Below are 18,187 nucleotides of genomic sequence, written 5' to 3'. Positions count from 1 at the left end.
TCGAGATCGAACGCGACGACAACCCTCAGGCAACGAAGCATGATGATGAATGGAAAAACAGCTCAGAAACTGGTCGGACTCGCGCTCGCCGCGTGCGTCGGTGTTTCTTCCGCGCAGGCGGCGAAGTTCGATCTGGCCACTGCGAGCATTGCGGATATCAACGCCGCGTTCGACGCGGGCGCGCTGACATCCGAGAAGCTCATTTCGATGTATCTCGCGCGCATCGAGGCGTACGACAAGCAGGGGCCGAAGATCAACTGCGTGATCAGCCTGAGCCCGACTGCGCTCGAGCAGGCGCGTGCGCTCGATCTCGAGCGTGCGAAGAGCGGGCCGCGGTCGCCGCTCCACGGCATTCCGGTCGTGTTCAAGGACAACATCGACACCGTCGACATGCCGACCACCGGCGGCTCGTTCGTGCTTGCCGGCGCAATGACTCCGGACGACGGCACGCTCGTGCGCCGCTTGCGAGAAGCGGGCGCGATCATTTTCGCCAAGGTGAATCTCGACGATTTCGCCACCATGGGTTCCGGTTACAGCTCGATTGGCGGACAGACGCGTAATCCGCTCAATCCCGATTACACGCCGGCAGGTTCTTCGGGCGGCAGCGGCGCATGCGTTGCAGCGTGGTTTGCGCCGCTGGCGCTGGGTACCGATACGGGCGGCAGTCTGCGCAGTCCCAGCTCGGTGGGTGGTCTCGTTGGTCTGAAGGGCACACGCGGACTCATCTCGCGCGAGGGCATCATTCCGACGTGCTATTCGTTCGACTACGCCGGGCCGATGGGACGCAGTGTCTATGACGTCGCCGCCTCGCTGGGAATCATGGCCGGGTACGACCCGAAGGATCTCGATTCGCAGGCCGGCATCGGTCTCACGCTCAACGACTACACGCAGGGCCTGGACAAGAATGCGCTGCGTGGCGCGCGCATCGGCATCGCACGTTCCGGCAGTGGCGTGGATCCCGACGTCGATCGCGTGCTCGATCAGGCCATTGCGGAGATGCGCAAGCTCGGCGCGGAGGTCATCGATCCGGTGAAATATCCGGTGCAGGTCGTCAGCCGCTCCCGTCAGTACGTGATGAGCAAGGTGTGCGAAACCGAGAACTCGATCTACTTCGCCGATTACTTCACGTCGCTCGAGCCGAAGTATCCGCGCACGATGGCCGAACTCGCGGAGCGAGGGCTTGCGGTGCGTGAACCCACGAACGGCGTCGGCGCCTATCCGCGCGTGTATGAATGGTTGAAAGGCCGCTCCGTCGGCGGCCCGCCGATGGAATCGTTCGCCTACCGCTCGCTGCGTGAGCACGGCGTGAAGATGGTCCAGGACGGCGTGATGGGCGTGTTCGAGCAGCACAAGCTCGACGCGATCGTGTATCCGACGCGGCCGTGGGCGCCGCACAGGATCGAGATCGATGAGCCCTTCAAGGGGCGCGTCGAGGTGCCGCCGAAGCCGCCGGAACGTCCGGAGGATGATCCGATCGGCGTCGGTCTGACGAGTATCGGCAACATCACGGGCTTCCCCGATCTGGTCGTGCCGGCCGGGTTGAGCAGCGCAGGCATGCCGATCTCGATTTCATTCGTCGGCCCTGCATTCAGTGAGCCGAAGTTGCTTGCCTACGGCTATGCATTCGAACAGGCGACGCAGCACAGGCCTGTGGCGAAGTTCACGCCGCGCCTGCGCGGCGAACAGTTCGAGTACCGTCGATGAGTCGCCCCATTCGCCGAGTGGACGCACATTCGAGTTCGCGACGCGCGTTCCTGCGCGCGACGGCGGCCAGTGCTGCCGGCATCGCGATGGCGCAGTCGCTGCTGCGCGCGAATCCCGCCCGGGCCTCGGCCATCGTCTCGCCGGATACGTCGGACAATCCGATTTTCATGTCCGCGGCGCGCCTCGCGAAGCTGATTCGCGACCGGAAGTTGTCCGCGACGGAAGCGGTGAGGACGCATATCGCGCGCATCGAGGCGGTGAATCCGAAGATCAACGCCGTGGTCGCGATGTGCTTCGAGCGCGCGCTCGAGGAGGCCGCGACGGCGGACGCTGCGCTTGCCCGTGGTGAGTCGATGGGTCCGTTGCATGGCGTGCCGATGACCATCAAGGATTCCTTCGATACGCAGGGCGTCGTGTCCACGGGCGGTACGCTCGGTCGCCGCAATTTCGTGCCGGCGCAGGATGCAACGGTCGTGGCGCGTGCGCGTGCGGCGGGCGCGATCCTGCTCGGCAAGACGAACACTCCGGAGTTCACACTGGGTGGCGGTTGGAAGGGCACGATCAATCTCGTCTACGGGGTCACCCGCAATCCCTACGATCCGAATTACCAGCCTGGCGCATCGTCAGGCGGCTCTGGTGCCAACGTTGCGGCCGGCGGTGCGTCCTTCGACATCGGTTCCGACTACGGCGGCTCGATGCGCATTCCGGCGACCTCGAATGGCATCGTCACGCTGAAGCCCACTTACGGACGCTCACCGCGCACGGGCCACATCATCGGCTACGGCGGCCCGTTCGACAGCTTCCAGGAAACGGGCCCGCTCACGCGATGGGTCGAGGATCTGGCGCTCCTGATGCCGATTCTCTGTGGGCCGGACAACAGAGATTGCGCCATGGCACCCGTGCCGTTCGGCGATCCCGCGGCGGTCGACCTCACGAAGCTGCGCGTCGCGTATGCGATTCCCGAGGACGGCACGCCCGAAGTGCAGGCCGCGCTCAAGAAGTGTGTCGGCTATTTCGAGGAGCTGGGCTGTTCTGTGAAGGACGATGCACCGCCGAAGGTGAAGGAACTCGGCGCAGCACGCTCGGCCTTCTCTGCCGGCCCGGGTGCGGACTGGATGCAGCGTCAGCTCGCCAAACATGGCACGAAGCAGGCGGCGCCGGGCCTGTGGTTCGGCGGTGAGCCCACGCCATGCGCCGATTTCACGCGCGCCTGCGAAGAAATGGATGTTCTGAAGAGCGAGCAGCTGGCGTGGGTCGAGAACTACGACCTGTTCATTTGCGCCGTCTCTTCGCGCGGCGTGCCGCTGCCGGTGGACGACGGTGATCTGGCGAAGGTTCGCGCCGAGATGGAACGTCCAGCCAAGTCGCTCTCGTTCACGGGCAACTTCAATACGAACGGCTGGCCCGCCGGTGTCGTGCGTGTCGGTGAGTCGGTGGCACATCCTGAGCTGCCGTTCGGCGTGCAGGTCGTCGCACAGCCGTGGCGCGACGACGTCGTGATTGCGGCGCTCGCCTACATCGAATCGCGAACGGGCGGCTACAAGCCGCCGAAGATCTGAAAGGCCTATGAACAAAAAATCGCTCGCACCGGTAGTGCCGCTGCGTCGGGAATTCCTGCGGGGAGTCGGCTATACCGCCGCCGCCCTGGCGGTGTCCTCCCGGCTGCGCGCCGATGATGTGCCGCAGCCCGCGTATCGCGCATCGACTGATGCGTCGGACGATCCGTTGTTCATGTCGGCAACGAAGCTCGCTGGTTTGATTCGCAGCAGGCAGATCTCTGCCGCCGAAGCCGTGAAGCTGCATATCGCGCAGATCGAAGCGTGGCATCCGAAGATCAACGCGGTGGTGGCGACGTGCTTCGAGCGTGCGTTGTACGAGGCCGAGACCGCCGATGGGGCGCTCGCGCGCGGCGACAAGCTGGGCGCGCTGCACGGTGTGCCGATGACGATCAAGGATTCGTTCGACACCGAAGGCGTCGTCTCGACGGCGGGCACGCTCGGTCGGAAGGACTTCGTGCCTGGCTATGACGCGACCGTCGTCGCAAGGGCACGGGCGGCCGGTGCGATCATGCTGGGCAAGACCAACACGCCCGAGTTCACACTCGGTGGCGGCGGCCGCGGCACCTTCAATCTCGTCTACGGCATGACCAACAATCCGTACGACATTCGCTACCAGCCCGGCGCGTCCTCCGGCGGCTCGGGCGCCAACGTCGCGTCCGGCGGCGCATCGTTCGACATCGGCTCCGACATCGCCGGCTCGGTTCGCTATCCCGCGCATATCAACGGTGTCGTGGGGCTGAAGCCCACGTTCGGTCGCACCTCACGCTTCGGCCACATCGTCGGTTACGGCGGCGCGTACGACAGCTTTCAGGAGACCGGACCACTCGCGCGGCGGGTCGAGGACCTCGCGTTGCTGATGCCGATCATCAGCGGACCGGACAATCGCGACTGCGCGCTGGCGCCGGTGCCGTTCGGCGATCCGTGGGCTGTGAACGTGCGCAAACTCAGGGTCGCATTCTTCGCGACCAACGGCGAGAACCATCCGACGCAGGAAATCCAGGCGATGGTGAAGCGCTGCGCACAGTACTTCGCCGCCGCCGGCTGCAGGGTGACCGAAGACATGCCGCCGATGATGGGCGAGCTCGGCTACGCACGCGGTGTCGTCAGTTCAGCGTCAGACGGCTATCTCACGAAGACCTTGCTCGCGCGGGCAGGCACGAAGCAGGCGGGACCGGGGCTCATGTATCCGGGCGATCCCAAGCCCGCGGGCGAGTTCACGCGCGCATACGAATTGCTCGACGCGGCACGCAGTGCGCAGCTGGCCTGGTTTGAAAACTACGACGTCATCGTGTGTCCGGTCAGCACGCGCGCGGGGAATCCGCATGGCTATGAATCGCCGCCGTCGCCGCCTTCCAAGCCGGGACGCGCCAATCCTTATTACATGGCTGGCTTCAACACGAACGGCTGGCCCGCGGGTGTCGTGCGCGCGGGCACGTCGAAAGAAGACCCTGGTCTGCCGCTCGGCGTGCAGGTCGTCGGTCAGCCGTGGCGCGATGACGTCGTCATTGCCGCACTGGCCCACATCGAGAAACACAGCGGCGGCTTCGTGCCGCCGAAGTTACCGGCTTGAGCTCCAGAGGAACCATCATGAGTACCACCGCAATTCCTTCCACGGTTCTTCCACGCCGCGCCCTGTTGCGCGGCCTCGCCGGATTTGCCACCTCTGCCGTCGCTGCCAAAAGTGCGAGCGCCGCATCCACGGACACGTCGGATCAGATCGTGTTCATGTCCGCGACGAAGCTCGCAGGACTGATCCGGGCACGCAAGGTTTCCGCCGTCGAAGCGGTCAACGCCTACATCCAGCGAACGGAGGAAGTGAACGATCGCCTGAACGCTGTCGTGATGCGCTCGTTCGCGCGCGCACGCAAGGAAGCTGCCGAACTCGACAAACGCGCAGCACGACGCGATTTCGCGGGGGCACTGCACGGCGTGCCGATGACGATCAAGGATTCGTTCGATACCGAAGGTGTGATTTCCACCGGCGGTACGTACGGGCGTCAGCAGTACGTTCCTGCGCGCGATGCGACGGTCGTCGCACGCCTCAGGCGCGAGGGTGCGATCCTGCTCGGCAAGACGAATACGCCGGAATTCACGCTCGGCGGTGTCGGTGGCATCAATACCTCCAGCAACAAGCTGTACGGTTCGTCGCATAATCCCTACGACCTCACGCTCACGACCTCGGGCTCGTCGGGCGGCGCAGCAGCCATCGTGGCGGCCGGCGGCGCGGCCTTCGACATCGGCTCGGACCTGGGAGGCTCGATCCGGCTGCCGGCGCATGTCAACGGCGTTGCCGGTCTCAAGACGACCGCCGGACGTGTGCCTCGTACCGGACACATCGTCGACTATGGCGGCGTGCTCGATCTGTGGCAGCAGCTCGGACCGATCACGCGTCGGGTCGAAGATCTCGCACTCATCACGCCGCTAATCAGTGGCCCTGATTACCGCGATGCCGCGTGCATTCCGGTGCCGTGGAGCGATTACCGCAAGGTGCAGATCGACAAGAAACTGCGCGTGGGCTTTTTCGCCGGCGGCGGCGAGTCGTTCAAGGCCGATGAAGATACACAGAAGATGATCCGGCAGGTCGCGGGCTGGGTCGGCGATGCGGCGACGGTCACAGAAGCGTTCCCGACGGAATTGCTCAGGGCGCTCAATGCGACCAGCAGCAAGCTTGCGATGGGCGATGGCTGGCAGTGGTACAAGCGCCTCGCCGATAAGTGGGGAACAAAGAACCTGTCTTCCGAGATGGGCGAACTGATCGCATCGACGCCGCAGATGTCGACGGCCGACTACGTGCGCGTCTGGGACGAGGCCGATCAGATCAAGACGAAACTGCTCACGTGGATGGAGCAGTTCGATGTGTTGCTGTGCCCGGCGTCGAAGAACGCGGCGACCCCGATCGATCGGATCTACAACGCTGCCGACGGCGGCGGTTCGGTAAACCTGCTCGGCGCCTTCAACTGCACCGGATGGCCCGTTGCCGTCGTGCGCGCCGGCACGACCAATAACTCATTGCCGCTCGGCGTGCAGGTCGTCGCCGCGCCCTGGCGCGAAGATCGCTGCCTGGCAGTGGCTGGCTATATCGAAGCGCGTTCGGGTGGATGGCGCGCGCCGCCGATCTGATACGGCAGGCAGCAAGTTCGGTCTGGCCGCAGGTCCAGCTGCCTGCGTGCACCGAATGCCTACCGCGGCGTTTCATTGCTCAGCTGGTAAGCAGACGCCTGTTCGGGTTCGAGTTCACGTATTTCAAAGGACAGACCGCAGGCGATACACGGATTGTCCGCTGCGATCCTCGCCGCTTCCTCCAGACTGTCCGCCAGGATGAACCAGTAGCCGCCGATGACCTCCTTGGATTCGGTGAACGGTCCGTCCGTGATGCCCAGCTGCGAGACGAGCTTCACCTCGATCTTCAGTCGATGACCCGGTAGAAATTTTCCCTCCGCCACCAGCCGCTCGTGCCAGGCATAGAAGCTGTCGATGGCCGTCTGGATCTGCGCCCTGGAGATTTCCGGATTCCACTGGCCGCGCGACAGCAGCAGATACTGTGTTTTCGGAGGGGGCGAATCAGTCATGCGGATCTCCCATGTCGGGCGGTGCGTCAACTCAGGCCCGCAAGATTACCGCCACGAGGCTGCAGGGCCGGATTATTTGATCACAATCCGATGGCCAGTCAGAGGCAGGGACAGATCTTCCCGGCGCACTGATCGAACCCCGCCCGCGAGCGGCATGTTCGATATCCGCAACCCGAGTTCGGTGCAAGGCGAACCGTTGCCGCTGTCGCTGGAGAACTCAAGGCAGCCGCGACGCCGACGTATCTTCCGCGGCGGCGATGGGTGGTCGGACCTGATGGATTCTCGCTCCCTTCCTCGCGGCGCGTGTGGTACATCACGTGGCGGGTACTTCACGGGAGAGCATCATGAGCAAGGGACAGGATCAGAAACGCGAGCAGAAAAAGAAGCCGGCCAAGACGCTCGAAGAGAAGCGAGCGGCCAAGCGGACCAAGAAAGCAGGCCGATAACGCGGCCCCTGTGGGTTCGGCTTTCCCGTGGGATTTCCTGCCGATCACAGTCGAGCGCTGCATCTCCAGATTGTCCGGCTGTGACCCGAGGGGAATTCCACGTGGAAGCCGGACCCACTCGTGAGCAGGTTTCCGGGACGCAGAATGTCATGCAACTGCAGCGCCGCGAAGCCATCGAGCAGCGGCATCTTCAGTCCCGCGTCGATCTCAGTTCGGGACTCGTTCACTCCCGCATCGATGACTCGTCGGCTCCGCGATTGACGGACCGCGAGCTCAGGGTGATTACGACCACTGCCGGGCATCGGGCAATCGCGACGCACAGTGCTTTGCGGAGCCGGACAGGTTCGAATGGATCGGGGCAATGCCAACCAGCAGGCCTTCGGCCCTGACGTTCACTACTGGCTCTCGCGCAACAAGAGAGCAGTGCGCGAGCAGAGAGATCGGGAATGTCGTGGAGTCGCTGGAACCCGCAGTGCCGGATCAGTTCGAACTGAGCAACAGCATGGTCATTCTGCGTGGCTGAAGAGTCTGCCCGTGCGGTTTCGGAACCTGGGCACCTGAGCGCTTGCGCTCAGCGAGAAACGAGAGGCGTTGGCAGGCCGCCAACGTCGGGCTACTTCGGACGGTAATCCTTGTTGCGCGCCTCGAACGCACGAATTTCCTTTTCGGCTTCCGCGCGAGTCACGCCGTAGGTCGTCTGAATGCTTTTCAGCAACTCAGGGCGCTTGCCTGCAATGGTGTCGAGCTGGCCTTCGTCGAACTTGATCCACCTTGCGCGGATCCGACCTCTGAACTGGTGCCAATTGGTTTCCGCGATCGTCCAATCCATCGTCGTCTCCGTGGGGCAACAGCGACGATGAACCGTCAGGAACTGGCCGGGCGGCGCAGCGTACACGAAAGGCCCCTGGCCGGCTGGCCTTTCGCGGCGTGCGTAGGTGCTCGCGCAGCGCTGGAGTAGGGAAAAGACGCTACTGCAGCAAGGACGGATCCTTGCTCTTGCGCTCTGCTTTGCGCTGCTGTTCTTCCTGATTCTTGCGCTTCTGGGCCTCTTCGCGGCGCTTCTTGTCCTGTTTGTAGTTCGGTGGCTTTGCCATGGAGTACCCGGATTTCGTTGGAAGATACGCTGACAGCGGATAGGCACGCCGAGCGCATGGACAATCTCTTGCGCTACAGCTTGACCGATCTGATCGGAGATAGCGAATTCACGCGTCCAGCTCCGACGATCACTGCTTCTGCAGTGCTGCCCGCAGTGCCGCAATCACCTTGTCCGATTCGATTTTCGGATCGGAGGCGCGCCGCAGATTGCTGATAGCGATGAGCTTGCTGCCAGCCAGGACGCCGGCAGCCGTGCCGTTGTAGTACGCTCTGTCACCCACGCCCTCGAGTTCGATCGACTTGCCGCCCATCTGCAGCATGCGCAGGCGACTGTCGAACTGCTGCTTTGCATTGGTCGAGCTGACGCCGATGGTGAGCTTGCGCTGCGGGTTCGTCTGTTCGGCGTAGTGACACAACGGCGAGCCATCGCCCGGATTCCTGCTGGCCTGACCCTCGGCGAAGGTGCGACCCGTCAGCGTCTGCAGTTGTTGGGGTGTCAGCAGACATGCTTCATTCGCGTACGCTGCGACGCTCATCAGTAGCGCCGCGCTCGCGACAATCGCAACGACTGGCCGCGGGTTCCTGTTCTTGTGACGACTCATTGCGGATCCTTGTTGTCGGGCTTGGCGGATTCTGGCGGGATTGGGCTCTTCAAGGAAGAACCTGCATGGTTTTTTTCGGATGCGGCGAGTGCTCTGGCATTGCTCCCGTGGCGGCCGCTACCCTTGAAACTTCCTTCTATCCCTGCAAGTACACGAGTCCATGAACGAACGAGTTGACGTGCAATCGCACGGCCACGTCCGGCTGCTGCGTTTCCGCAATCCGCCGCAGAACTTCGCCACCGTGAGCCTGCTGCGCGAAATTGCCGACTGTCTCGAGACCACGGATGCAGATCCGCAGGTACGGGCAGTGGTGCTCGCTTCGGACGGCAAGGCGTTCTGCGCGGGTGCGGATCTGATTTCTCCCAATGGCTTTGGCGCTGTCGGTGACGATCCGTTGGCGGAGTTTTATGCGCAGGCAGTGCGGATTTTCGCCAGCCGAAAACCAATCGTTGCGGCCGTGCAGGGTGCGGCCGTGGGAGCCGGATTGGGACTCGCGCTCGCGGCTGATTTTCGCGTGGCCACTGCCGAGGCGCGCTTTGCCGCCAATTTCGTGAAGCTCGGTTTCCATCCAGGCTTCGGCCTCACGCATTCATTACCGCGCGTCATCGGTCACCAGCGGGCGACCCAGATGTTTCTCACCGGTGCTCGTTACAAGGCCGAAGACGTTGCAGCCTGGGGGCTCGTGGATCGTCTCGCATCGAGCGACGGGCTGCTGGAGGCCGCGCTCGCTTTCGCCAGTGAAGTCGCTGAGAACGCGCCACTTTCCCTGCTGGCCACGCGCGCCACTCTGCGAGCGGGCCTCGTCGATGACATTCGCGCCGCACTCGCGCACGAGCATCGGGAGCAGCTCAAGTTGCAGAACACTGCGGACTTCGCCGAAGGAGTTCGCGCCATGACCGAGCGGCGCCCCGGTCGATTCGAGGGCCGCTGATTTTCTGCTCGGGTGGGCGTAATTTCACAAGCTGAATCCGACTGGCCGGACTCAAGGAGATCTCCCCATGAAAATCGGACTGCAGGTTCCAAATTTCACATGGCCCGGCGGCGCCGCGGCGATCGGCCGCACGCTTGCGAATATTGCCCGCACCGCCGACGACTCCGGCTTTCACAGTCTCTGGGTCATGGATCACTTCTTCCAGATCACGTACGTGGGTCCGCCGGAGCACGACATGCTGGAGGGATACACCGCACTGGCGGCGATGGCGGCGGTCACACAGCGCATCCAGCTGGGCACGCTGGTCACCGGAGTGACTTATCGCCATCCCGGGATCCTTATCAAAACCGTGACGACTCTCGATGTGCTCTCCGGCGGTCGTGCCTGGTTCGGCGTCGGAGCGGCGTGGAATGAAGAAGAGTCGCGCGGCCTCGGTACGCCCTTTCCACCGCTCGGCGTGCGATTCGAATGGCTGGAAGAAACGCTGCAGATCGCGAAGCAGATGTGGTCGGACAACAATGGCCCGTACCAGGGCAAGCATTTCCAGCTGGCCCGGACGCTGTGCAGCCCGCAGCCACTGTCGCGTCCGCATCCGCCGATCATGGTTGGCGGTGGTGGCGAGAAAAAGACGCTGCGACTGGTGGCGCAGTACGCCGATGCCTGCAATCTGTTTGGCGAACCTGCGGCGGTCGAGCAGAAGCTGGCAGTGCTCAAGGCGCACTGCGACCGGTTGGGTCGTGATTTCAACACGATCGATACCACCGTGCTGAATACCGTGCATCTCGCTCCGGGAAAAATGAGCGCGAACGATATCATCGGGAAATGTCGCGCCTTCGCGGCGGTCGGCGTGAAGCACGTGATATTCAACATGCCGAATGTGCACGAGATCGTTCCGCTGGAACGGTTCGGTCGCGAAATCATTCCGGCGGTGACGGACTTGTAAGCGCGATTGCGAGCTCCGCACGCCTCAGGCATTCAACGGGGTATTCGCGGCGCAGCTCGCCCGACGCGGGTACCATGAGCTTATGCAACTGGGTTTCGAACATAGTTATTTCGCACTGCCGGCATCGTTCTACGCGCGCGTCAGTCCCGCCACCGTCGCGAATCCACGGCTGATCGTTTTCAACCGGCAGCTCGCTGCCGAGTTGGGGCTCGATGCCGAGGCGATCGAACAATCGGCGGCAGTCATGCTGTCCGGGAATCAATTACCCGACGACGCGACGCCCATCGCGATGGCCTATGCCGGACATCAGTTTGGCGGGTTCGTGCCGCGACTCGGTGACGGACGCGCGATCCTTCTCGGCGAGCTCCGCGATCGCGAGGGCGTCCTGCGTGACGTGCAGCTCAAAGGCGTCGGCCCGACGCCGTTCTCACGCAATGGTGATGGCCTGGCGGCCTTGGGGCCGATGCTGCGCGAGTACCTGATCAGTGAAGCGATGTACGCGCTCGGAATCCCTACGACGCGATCGCTGGCAGTCGTCGCGACCGGCGAAGAGGTGTTTCGTGATCGCCCGCTGCCCGGCGCCGTGCTGACCCGCGTCGCTGCGAGTCATGTGCGGGTCGGGACCTTTCAGTACTTTGCCGCACAAGGCAACGAACAGGCGATTCGCGAACTGCTCGACTATGTCATCGCGCGTCACTATCCGCAGGTCCGCGACGACACCGTGCCCGCACTGGCACTGCTCAAGGCGGTCGCCGAGCGCCAGGCCGCACTCATCGCGGACTGGATGCGGGTCGGCTTCATTCATGGCGTCATGAACACCGACAACATGGCGATCTCCGGCGAGACGATCGACTACGGGCCCTGTGCATTCATGGACGAATACGATCCGGGTACCGTGTTCAGTTCCATCGATCGAGGCGGCCGCTATGCGTACGTGAATCAGCCAGCCATCGCGCAGTGGAATTTGTCGCGATTCGCGGAAACGCTGCTGCCGCTCATCGATACGGATTCGGAACGAGCGGTCAGTGTTGCGACGCAGGTGCTGCAATCCTTCCTCGTGCAGGTCAACACGAACTTCCTCGCCGCCATGGGCCAGAAGATCGGGCTGGTAGCGCTGGCCGATGGCGATATGGAACTGATCGGGCGTCTGTTGACTGCGATGCACGCGGCACACGCGGACTTCACGCTGACATTCCGTGCGCTCGCTGACGCAGCTGCCGACCCCAACGATCAGCAGGCGCTGCGTGGGTTGTTCGGTGAGGGCGTCGACCTGCCCGACTGGCTGCGCGATTGGCGTGCGCGCCTGGCAAGCGATCCGCAGACCGCTGCCGACCGGGCGGCGAACATGCGGCGCGTGAATCCTGCGTTCATCCCGCGCAATCATCGCGTCGAGGCAGCGTTGAATGCGGCATCGGATCACGGTGACATGGCGCCATTCAACAAGCTGCTCGCAATCCTGCAGCGCCCGTATGAGTCTCAGCCTGAGAACGCCGAGTACGCATTGCCGCCGCAGCCCGCGGAGCGTGTGCTGGCCACATTCTGCGGCACCTGATTCCGGTAGCGCTCATCGACACGTCGCGCGAACCAGTTGGTGGTGAGCTGGCGTGTGATCTTCACGCTTTGAGACGGATGCCCGGCACGACCGCGCGCATGGCAGAGGATGATTTTTTCGGTCGCTGCTGCCGCGTCAGGGCGCTTTCACTGCGAGTTTGAGGCTCTGAATGCTGGATGGCTGCGTCGGCGCCAGCAGCACGCTTCCTGCTACCCGGCCGTGGGAGCAACGCCAGGTGAAGTCACCCGACAGTGTGCCGGTCGGTTTTACGGTGGCTGTCGTATCGCATTCGCCCACTTTCTTCCTCAGATCGGCGAGGTCGCGTCGCCAACCCTGCGCATCGCGGTCCATCAGGAAATTCATTGCGAGCCGATCGCCGGCCGCGCCGACATCGCCCTCCCGATAGATCGTTCCGACGGCAAGATAGGCGCTTGCCAGATCTGCACTCACCGGCAACGACCCATCCTTGAAAAATCCTGCATCGTGCAATGCGACGGCCGCGTCCCACACTGCGCCGGACGGGCCCGCGTAGGTACGGTTCGCCAGGGCAAAAATGCCGACGCCGTGATCCGGCAGCAGCAGCACATGCGATCCATAGCCGGGATATCCCCCGCTGTGGCTGAGCGTGAGTCCCAGGTCGCAGTCGACCGCGACCCACATGCCCATGCCATATGTTGCCGCTTGCCGGCACGCGTCCGCGCCGCTGTGTCCAGCACGTTGCCGCAGTCGTGGGAAATTCGATCCGTGCGCCAGCTCGCGTACGGTTGCGCGCTTTACCGGTCCGATGTCTGCGTCGTCGCGTGGCGGCCATGCCGACAGCAGATAGGCCACCCACTTCGCGTAGTCGTTGGCGCTCGTCTGAAGTCCACCCATGGCGCCGAAGGCGCCATGGATCATCGTCGGCTCAGGTTGCCAGGTGTCATCTTCCCATCGGTATCCCAGGGCACGACGGTCCGCGGGCGCGGCATCGACGCTGAAACCCGACGATTGCATGCCGAGTGGTTGCAGAAGCGTTCGCGCAATGGTCTCTGCGTACGGTTTGCCAGAGGCATTGGTGATCGTGCGACCGAGCAGGGCGAATCCCAGGTTCGAGTACTCCATGGCGGTGCCCGGCGCATGTGCGAGCGGCACCCCTGCACGCAGAAATCGTGAGAACTCGGCCTCCGGCAGCGGAGTCTGCCGGTCACCCCAGGGATCGTCGGTCACGAGTCCGCCGGTGTGATTCAGCAGATCACGCACGCGAATGCGCGGCGAATCCTGTGTCGGATACTTCCAGCTGCGCATTTCGGGGACATAGTTCTCCGCCAGGATATCGAGTTGCAGCTTCCGTTCGTCACGCAGCTGCAGGACGGTCAGCGCTGTGAACGCCTTCGTCATCGAAGCGATGCGGAACAATGTATCTGCCGTGACGGGCCGCTTCGATTCGAAATCCTGGACCCCGAGGCCGTGGACATGCACCAGCCGGCCGTCGGCGACGACTCCGTAGACCATCCCGGGGATATGGGAGTCGAGGGCATAGTCCGCGAAGATCTCATCGATCTTCGCCAGGGTCTTCGCATCGCTCGCGCCGGACTGCGCTGGCGCACTGTCTGCCCGCGCATGCCACGCAGGCATTTGCAGTAGTCCTGCAATGAATGTCGCAGCGAGAATCCGGATCGCGAGATCGGTTCGGCCTGGAACGGTCCGACGGTGGCTGCGCGTCATCGATGGTCCTGTTCGCAAGGGCGCGATGCGCGCTGGCGAAAGCGCGTATGCGTGTCCCGACTGGGACACGGAGAATCTACCAGCCCGCTCGCAAGGGTGCACGACCAGGCCCGGACGCTGATGAGCGACAAATCCGCGGAAGATCGGCGGGCTCGTCCTTCTGCCTCATTGCAGTGTCATCGACAGGAACATCGCGTCAGTACGCGGGTTCAAATGCCCCAGGCCGCCCAGACAGAAACGGATGCCCCGGCATCGGTGCCGGTGCTGACGGCGCGCAACATCGGTATCGGGCTGATGTAGAGCAGGCAGGATGTGTCGTGCGTTTCGCCAATCTGCGCCCAGGGAGCATTGCGATGCAGGCGACCCTGAATGGCGACCGTGGCCGCTCCCGTGATCGCAATCTGTATCGACATGCTCACCGGCGGGATCTGGCTGCCGATCATGCGGATCGATACTTCGCGGCCCACGGTGTCCGTCTTAACGCCATCGAGCAGAACATCGGCGGCCATGACTCTCTCCACACTGAAACGATAGTTACAACGTCACAGGGTGGCACATTCAACCCGGTGATACGCGCTAATCGCTGAGGAGAAAAGAATGGCGCTCCGGCGAGTCTGGCAAGCGACGGATCTACACTCGCCATGCTCTCACTTACGCCTCTGTATCTGTCACGGATGCGTGGTTGTGACAGATACAGGGTTAACGCGCTGCGTCAGCTGGAGAAAAACGTCGGCTTCACTCCGGGTAGCAGCACGAACTGCGGATTCCAGATCAACTTGAGCCAGGACTTCGGCGCAAAGGGGCCATACGGCGGTTCATGCGTGAAATCACATTGCAGTTCGATGATCGGTGGCAGGCGTTGATAAAACGCCGTGGTCGATGCCAATGCGGCGGCGTCCACCCCTTTGAGGACCACCCCCGAGTCGGCATGCCATTGCCCCATCCGCCAGCGTGAACCAGAGGGTACGACTTTGTCCGGAGTCGGACCACGAAGAATGACGATCTGGTCGGAGGCAGCTCCGGCGCCCGAATAGATGAGCGCGTCGCAGGCGAAGTGGTAGGCATCGATCTTGTACGCGATACCGCTGGTCTGCGTGTTCGCTGCGCTATCTATGATCACATGGCCGAGAATGTGCCGGTCGTTGACGGAAATTCCTGCTGCAGAATATGCGACTTTCATTTTTCCTGCTCCTTGGGTTCTTCACGGCGTGCGCCCTTGCGAGAGTCGAATCTACAGACCTGGCCGCGTAACAGTCACTGACCGAATGGACTAAGCGATTTACAGCGGGCATCTGGAATCCGATTCGATCACGTACGTACTACCGGTGATGAGTTTCCGGATTCGACTATGCGTGTCGGGCGACCGGAGATTCACAAGGTCTGATGTAACCTGTCCCAGGCTCCACGAACATCGCAGAAAGGAATGGACGGCGCTTCCTGCAAACGTCCGTCAGGTCGGCCCCGGCGCAATGACCACGACGACCTTGCCTCTGGCGCGTCCCGTTTCCAGATACCGAATGGCCTCGGCGGTCTCGCTCAGGGGATAGGTGCGATCGATTACCGGCGTCAGTTTTCCGGAGGCCATGAGATCTGCAACGAACTGCATATCCTTCTGTGTCGACTGCGCGATCATCATGCCCATCTTCTGATCGACGAACGGCGCCGTCATGAATGCTTTGAGCGGCAGGGAGAAGGGTGCGATCCAGTTTCCATGGGCGCCGCCGATGATGACGAGCCGACCATCTGCCTTGAGAGCGCGGCGCAGATCGGACAACGATCGATTGGCGACGTTGTCGATGACCACGTCGTAGCGCTGCCCACTCCTCGTGAAATCCGCCTGCGTGTAGTCGACGACGTGATCTGCGCCCAGCGAGCGCACGAGTTCGACGTTCCTGGTGCTGCAGACGGCCGTCACTTCGGAGCCGAGCGTCTTCGCGATCTGGATGGCAAACGTACCGACGCCGCCCGATGCGCCGTTGATCAGTACCTTGTCGCCTGCCTGTACTTTCCCGTGATCACGCAGCGCTTGCAGTGCGGTCATCCCGGCGACGTTGACAGACGCGGCTTGCTCGAACGTGATGCCGGCGGGCTTCACGGCGAGCGGCCCATTTTCGCGCCTGGTGATGTACTCAGCCAGCGCGCCATTCGCAGCCCCGAACACTGCGTCTCCCGATTTGAATTTCGTGACGCTGCTGCCGACCGCTGCCACCGTGCCAGCGAAGTCAGCGCCGAACCGCGCCACCCCCGGTGTGCCCAGACCGCGCTGCAATCGCAGCAAGTACGGACTGCCTCGCAACATGCGCCAGTCCAGCGGATTCACGGAGGCGGCGTGCACTCGGATGAGGATCTGGTCGTCGGCGGGCACTGGCTTCGCGACCTCTTCGAGCTGGATCACGTCCGGTGGTCCATAGCAGCGTGCCACGGCGGCCGTCATCCGCGATGTTGCCTGAGGCGTCGGCTCCGCTGTCGTGCAGGGCGCGTTGTAGCTGAGTGCGAAGGCCAGCCCAGCCAGTGTGACGGCCAGGAAGATCGCTATGCCACTCAGGATCGTTCTGCGTCGGCTCACCGTTCGTCCCTCCCGTTATTTGTGCCGACTATGCATTTCCGTCAGTACTGGAGCAGTTGCATGCGACGAAGCGCGATCCGGACCGGCGAACGACCGTCCTGAAGGATGAGGGGTGACGAGACATTTCGGCATCTGGTCCTCGCGCTCGGAGGTCGACGATTTTACGCCGGGACTGCCAATCGACCCATGAGTGATGCAAAGTCGACCGCCTTTGGGGCCGGCGTCGCCGGTCCTTGTGGAATGCCAGGATCAACAGCGTGACATTTGAATTACTCGTTCTGGATTGCGACGGCGTGCTCGTGGACAGTGAACGGCTTGCCCACGAGGTGCTCGTGCAGCTGCTGGCGGAAGTCGACATTCAGTTGACCACGGAAGCGGCTTTCGACACATTTCTTGGACGATCCACGGCCCAATGCGTCGACATTCTCAATGCAATGCTGGGAAGGGACGTTGGCGTCGACATGATGAGGTCGTTCAGGCAGCGATTGCGCGAGGCCTTCGAGACCGGGCTGCGTGCGCTACCGAATATCGAGGCCGCACTGGACGAGATCCGGTTGCCCTGGTGTGTCGCTTCCAGCGGCGAGATCGAGAAGATGCGCCTCAGCCTCGGGCTGACCGGGTTATTGCCGCGTTTCGAGGGGCGGCTGGTGAGCGTCACTGAAGTCGCGCATCCGAAACCTGCGCCGGATGTGTACCTGCTGGCGGCGCACAGATTCGGAGCCGATGCGCGCGCCTGCGTGGCCGTCGAGGATTCCCCCACGGGGGTGGCGGCAGCCGTCGCCGCAGGCATGACGGTGGTCGGCTATGCGGGGCACACGCCGGCTGCAAAGCTGATGGCCGCGGGTGCCCATCAAGTCATTGCTGACATGGCGCGGTTGCCTGCATTGATCGCGGCGGGGAAACCATAGGCCATGATTGGGACAATCGATGCAGGCGAGAAGTCAGTGCGCTACGGCTTGCCGTCGGATACTCACCTGCTGCGCCGCGATGCGCGTGGCTCAGTTGCCTGATCTATCCGGGATATGTCGGATTCGTCGGCGCTCGAACGTCCTGGTCACAGGCAACTATCGAGCGCCTTGCCGGGTTGTGGTTCGCACACGGGGCGATGTGTCGGTGGTTGGAGTGAGATCAATCCCAGGAGTGGCTATGTCATATATCGATGGTTTCGTGATCGCGGTACCGAAGGACAACAAGCAGAAGTTCATCGACCATGCGAACAAGGGCGACAGCGTGTTCATGGATCTGGGCGCCATCCGGGTTGTGGAGTGCTGGGGTGACGATGTGCCGGATGGCAAGGTCACTGATTTCCGGCGGGCCGTGCAGGCGACGGCGGATGAGGCCGTGGTCTTTTCCTGGATCGAATGGCCGGACAAGCAGACACGTGATGCCGCGATGTCAAAAATGGAAGAGGTGGTGAAGACCGATCCGCGCATGGGTCCGCAAAACCCGATGCCGTTCGATGGTAAACGGATGATCTTTGGCGGCTTCGCGCCTGTTGTGACGCTCGAAAAATAGA

17 protein-coding genes and 1 pseudogene are annotated in these 18,187 nt (G+C 62.9%); 9 read left to right on the top strand and 9 right to left on the bottom strand.

Annotated elements, in window-relative coordinates:
• Positions 1–45: 45 nt before the first annotated feature.
• Genes VIZ63_RS14220 through VIZ63_RS14205 form a run of 4 tightly spaced genes read left to right on the top strand, consistent with a single transcriptional unit; the run spans position 46 to position 6,383 of the window.
• Positions 46–1,704, top strand: a complete 1,659-nt coding sequence (locus VIZ63_RS14220) for an amidase family protein (RefSeq protein ID WP_331610321.1) — start codon at positions 46–48, stop codon at positions 1,702–1,704.
• A complete protein-coding gene (locus tag VIZ63_RS14215; RefSeq protein WP_331610320.1) occupies positions 1,701–3,263 on the top strand; it encodes an amidase in 1,563 nt (520 codons plus the stop codon). The genes VIZ63_RS14220 and VIZ63_RS14215 overlap by 4 nt, the downstream gene beginning before the upstream one ends.
• A gap of 7 nt (positions 3,264–3,270) precedes the next feature.
• Positions 3,271–4,833, top strand: a complete 1,563-nt coding sequence (locus VIZ63_RS14210) for an amidase (protein WP_331610319.1) — start codon at positions 3,271–3,273, stop codon at positions 4,831–4,833.
• Between the two features lie 17 nt (positions 4,834–4,850).
• Complete coding sequence (locus VIZ63_RS14205; protein ID WP_331610318.1) at positions 4,851–6,383, top strand: amidase; 1,533 nt, start codon at positions 4,851–4,853, stop codon at positions 6,381–6,383.
• Between the two features lie 59 nt (positions 6,384–6,442).
• Here the strand turns inward: VIZ63_RS14205 and VIZ63_RS14200 are convergent, their stop codons facing one another.
• From VIZ63_RS14200 to VIZ63_RS14185, 4 genes are all read right to left on the bottom strand, one after another.
• Positions 6,443–6,832: a YciI family protein gene (locus VIZ63_RS14200; RefSeq protein ID WP_331610317.1), complete on the bottom strand. Its 390-nt coding sequence runs from the start codon at positions 6,830–6,832 to the stop codon at positions 6,443–6,445.
• 1,059 nt (positions 6,833–7,891) lie between these two features.
• Positions 7,892–8,107: a general stress protein CsbD gene (locus VIZ63_RS14195; RefSeq protein WP_331610316.1), complete on the bottom strand. Its 216-nt coding sequence runs from the start codon at positions 8,105–8,107 to the stop codon at positions 7,892–7,894.
• A gap of 139 nt (positions 8,108–8,246) precedes the next feature.
• Positions 8,247–8,372 carry a hypothetical protein gene (locus VIZ63_RS14190; RefSeq protein WP_331610315.1) on the bottom strand — a complete coding sequence of 42 codons (126 nt, stop codon included), beginning with the start codon at positions 8,370–8,372 and terminating at the stop codon, positions 8,247–8,249.
• A 129-nt stretch (positions 8,373–8,501) separates the two neighbouring features.
• Entirely contained in the window at positions 8,502–8,975 is a 474-nt protein-coding gene (locus tag VIZ63_RS14185) for a hypothetical protein (RefSeq protein ID WP_331610314.1), read from the bottom strand.
• Positions 8,976–9,135: 160 nt separating this feature from the next.
• Between VIZ63_RS14185 and VIZ63_RS14180 the strand changes: the two genes are divergently transcribed.
• The 3 genes from VIZ63_RS14180 (at position 9,136) to VIZ63_RS14170 (ending at position 12,401) form a co-directional block, all read left to right on the top strand.
• Positions 9,136–9,906 carry an enoyl-CoA hydratase/isomerase family protein gene (locus VIZ63_RS14180; RefSeq protein WP_331610313.1) on the top strand — a complete coding sequence of 257 codons (771 nt, stop codon included), beginning with the start codon at positions 9,136–9,138 and terminating at the stop codon, positions 9,904–9,906.
• A gap of 67 nt (positions 9,907–9,973) precedes the next feature.
• Entirely contained in the window at positions 9,974–10,849 is an 876-nt protein-coding gene (locus VIZ63_RS14175; protein WP_331610312.1) for an LLM class F420-dependent oxidoreductase, read from the top strand.
• An 82-nt stretch (positions 10,850–10,931) separates the two neighbouring features.
• A complete protein-coding gene (locus VIZ63_RS14170) occupies positions 10,932–12,401 on the top strand; it encodes a protein adenylyltransferase SelO (protein WP_331610311.1) in 1,470 nt (489 codons plus the stop codon).
• On the opposite strand, the pseudogene VIZ63_RS25425 reads toward VIZ63_RS14170, so the two are convergent.
• From VIZ63_RS25425 to VIZ63_RS14150, 5 genes and pseudogenes are all read right to left on the bottom strand, one after another.
• Positions 12,326–12,498 (bottom strand): annotated as a pseudogene (locus VIZ63_RS25425) (DUF1615 family protein); the annotation flags it as partial. The gene VIZ63_RS14170 and the pseudogene VIZ63_RS25425 sit on opposite strands and share 76 nt — an antisense overlap.
• Positions 12,499–12,536: 38 nt before the next feature.
• A complete protein-coding gene (locus tag VIZ63_RS14165; RefSeq protein ID WP_331610310.1) occupies positions 12,537–14,105 on the bottom strand; it encodes a serine hydrolase domain-containing protein in 1,569 nt (522 codons plus the stop codon).
• Between the two features lie 209 nt (positions 14,106–14,314).
• Positions 14,315–14,614, bottom strand: coding sequence for a hypothetical protein (locus tag VIZ63_RS14160; protein WP_331610309.1), 300 nt, complete (start codon positions 14,612–14,614; stop codon positions 14,315–14,317).
• Positions 14,615–14,817: 203 nt separating this feature from the next.
• Positions 14,818–15,285, bottom strand: a complete 468-nt coding sequence (locus VIZ63_RS14155; protein WP_331610308.1) for a hypothetical protein — start codon at positions 15,283–15,285, stop codon at positions 14,818–14,820.
• A 270-nt stretch (positions 15,286–15,555) separates the two neighbouring features.
• On the bottom strand, positions 15,556–16,539 hold the full coding sequence (locus VIZ63_RS14150; protein ID WP_349261194.1) for an NAD(P)-dependent alcohol dehydrogenase: 984 nt from the start codon (positions 16,537–16,539) through the stop codon (positions 15,556–15,558).
• A gap of 389 nt (positions 16,540–16,928) precedes the next feature.
• Between VIZ63_RS14150 and VIZ63_RS14145 the strand changes: the two genes are divergently transcribed.
• Together VIZ63_RS14145 and VIZ63_RS14140 are read left to right on the top strand one after the other, a co-directional pair.
• Positions 16,929–17,579, top strand: a complete 651-nt coding sequence (locus VIZ63_RS14145; RefSeq protein WP_331610306.1) for an HAD-IA family hydrolase — start codon at positions 16,929–16,931, stop codon at positions 17,577–17,579.
• A gap of 238 nt (positions 17,580–17,817) precedes the next feature.
• Complete coding sequence (locus VIZ63_RS14140) at positions 17,818–18,186, top strand: DUF1428 domain-containing protein (protein WP_331610305.1); 369 nt, start codon at positions 17,818–17,820, stop codon at positions 18,184–18,186.
• The last annotated feature ends 1 nt before the right edge of the window (position 18,187 follow it).

The organism is Povalibacter sp. (assembly GCF_036520495.1).
Taxonomy (GTDB): domain Bacteria; phylum Pseudomonadota; class Gammaproteobacteria; order Steroidobacterales; family Steroidobacteraceae; genus Steroidobacter.
The sequence above is the reverse complement of the archived record's forward strand: the minus strand, read 5'-3'. Positions and strand labels throughout refer to the sequence as shown.

Coding starts and splice junctions, on each gene's coding strand:
- VIZ63_RS14140 (WP_331610305.1), top strand. CDS start 17,818: ATGTCATATATCGATGGTTTCGTGATCGCGGTACCGAAGGACAACAAG.
- VIZ63_RS14200 (WP_331610317.1), bottom strand. CDS start 6,832: ATGACTGATTCGCCCCCTCCGAAAACACAGTATCTGCTGCTGTCGCGC.
- VIZ63_RS14155 (WP_331610308.1), bottom strand. CDS start 15,285: ATGAAAGTCGCATATTCTGCAGCAGGAATTTCCGTCAACGACCGGCAC.
- VIZ63_RS14210 (WP_331610319.1), top strand. CDS start 3,271: ATGAACAAAAAATCGCTCGCACCGGTAGTGCCGCTGCGTCGGGAATTC.
- VIZ63_RS14190 (WP_331610315.1), bottom strand. CDS start 8,372: ATGGCAAAGCCACCGAACTACAAACAGGACAAGAAGCGCCGCGAAGAG.
- VIZ63_RS14205 (WP_331610318.1), top strand. CDS start 4,851: ATGAGTACCACCGCAATTCCTTCCACGGTTCTTCCACGCCGCGCCCTG.
- VIZ63_RS14180 (WP_331610313.1), top strand. CDS start 9,136: ATGAACGAACGAGTTGACGTGCAATCGCACGGCCACGTCCGGCTGCTG.
- VIZ63_RS14160 (WP_331610309.1), bottom strand. CDS start 14,614: ATGGCCGCCGATGTTCTGCTCGATGGCGTTAAGACGGACACCGTGGGC.
- VIZ63_RS14175 (WP_331610312.1), top strand. CDS start 9,974: ATGAAAATCGGACTGCAGGTTCCAAATTTCACATGGCCCGGCGGCGCC.
- VIZ63_RS14185 (WP_331610314.1), bottom strand. CDS start 8,975: ATGAGTCGTCACAAGAACAGGAACCCGCGGCCAGTCGTTGCGATTGTC.
- VIZ63_RS14170 (WP_331610311.1), top strand. CDS start 10,932: ATGCAACTGGGTTTCGAACATAGTTATTTCGCACTGCCGGCATCGTTC.
- VIZ63_RS14220 (WP_331610321.1), top strand. CDS start 46: ATGAATGGAAAAACAGCTCAGAAACTGGTCGGACTCGCGCTCGCCGCG.
- VIZ63_RS14150 (WP_349261194.1), bottom strand. CDS start 16,539: ATGACGGCCGCCGTGGCACGCTGCTATGGACCACCGGACGTGATCCAG.
- VIZ63_RS14165 (WP_331610310.1), bottom strand. CDS start 14,105: ATGACGCGCAGCCACCGTCGGACCGTTCCAGGCCGAACCGATCTCGCG.
- VIZ63_RS14215 (WP_331610320.1), top strand. CDS start 1,701: ATGAGTCGCCCCATTCGCCGAGTGGACGCACATTCGAGTTCGCGACGC.
- VIZ63_RS14195 (WP_331610316.1), bottom strand. CDS start 8,107: ATGGATTGGACGATCGCGGAAACCAATTGGCACCAGTTCAGAGGTCGG.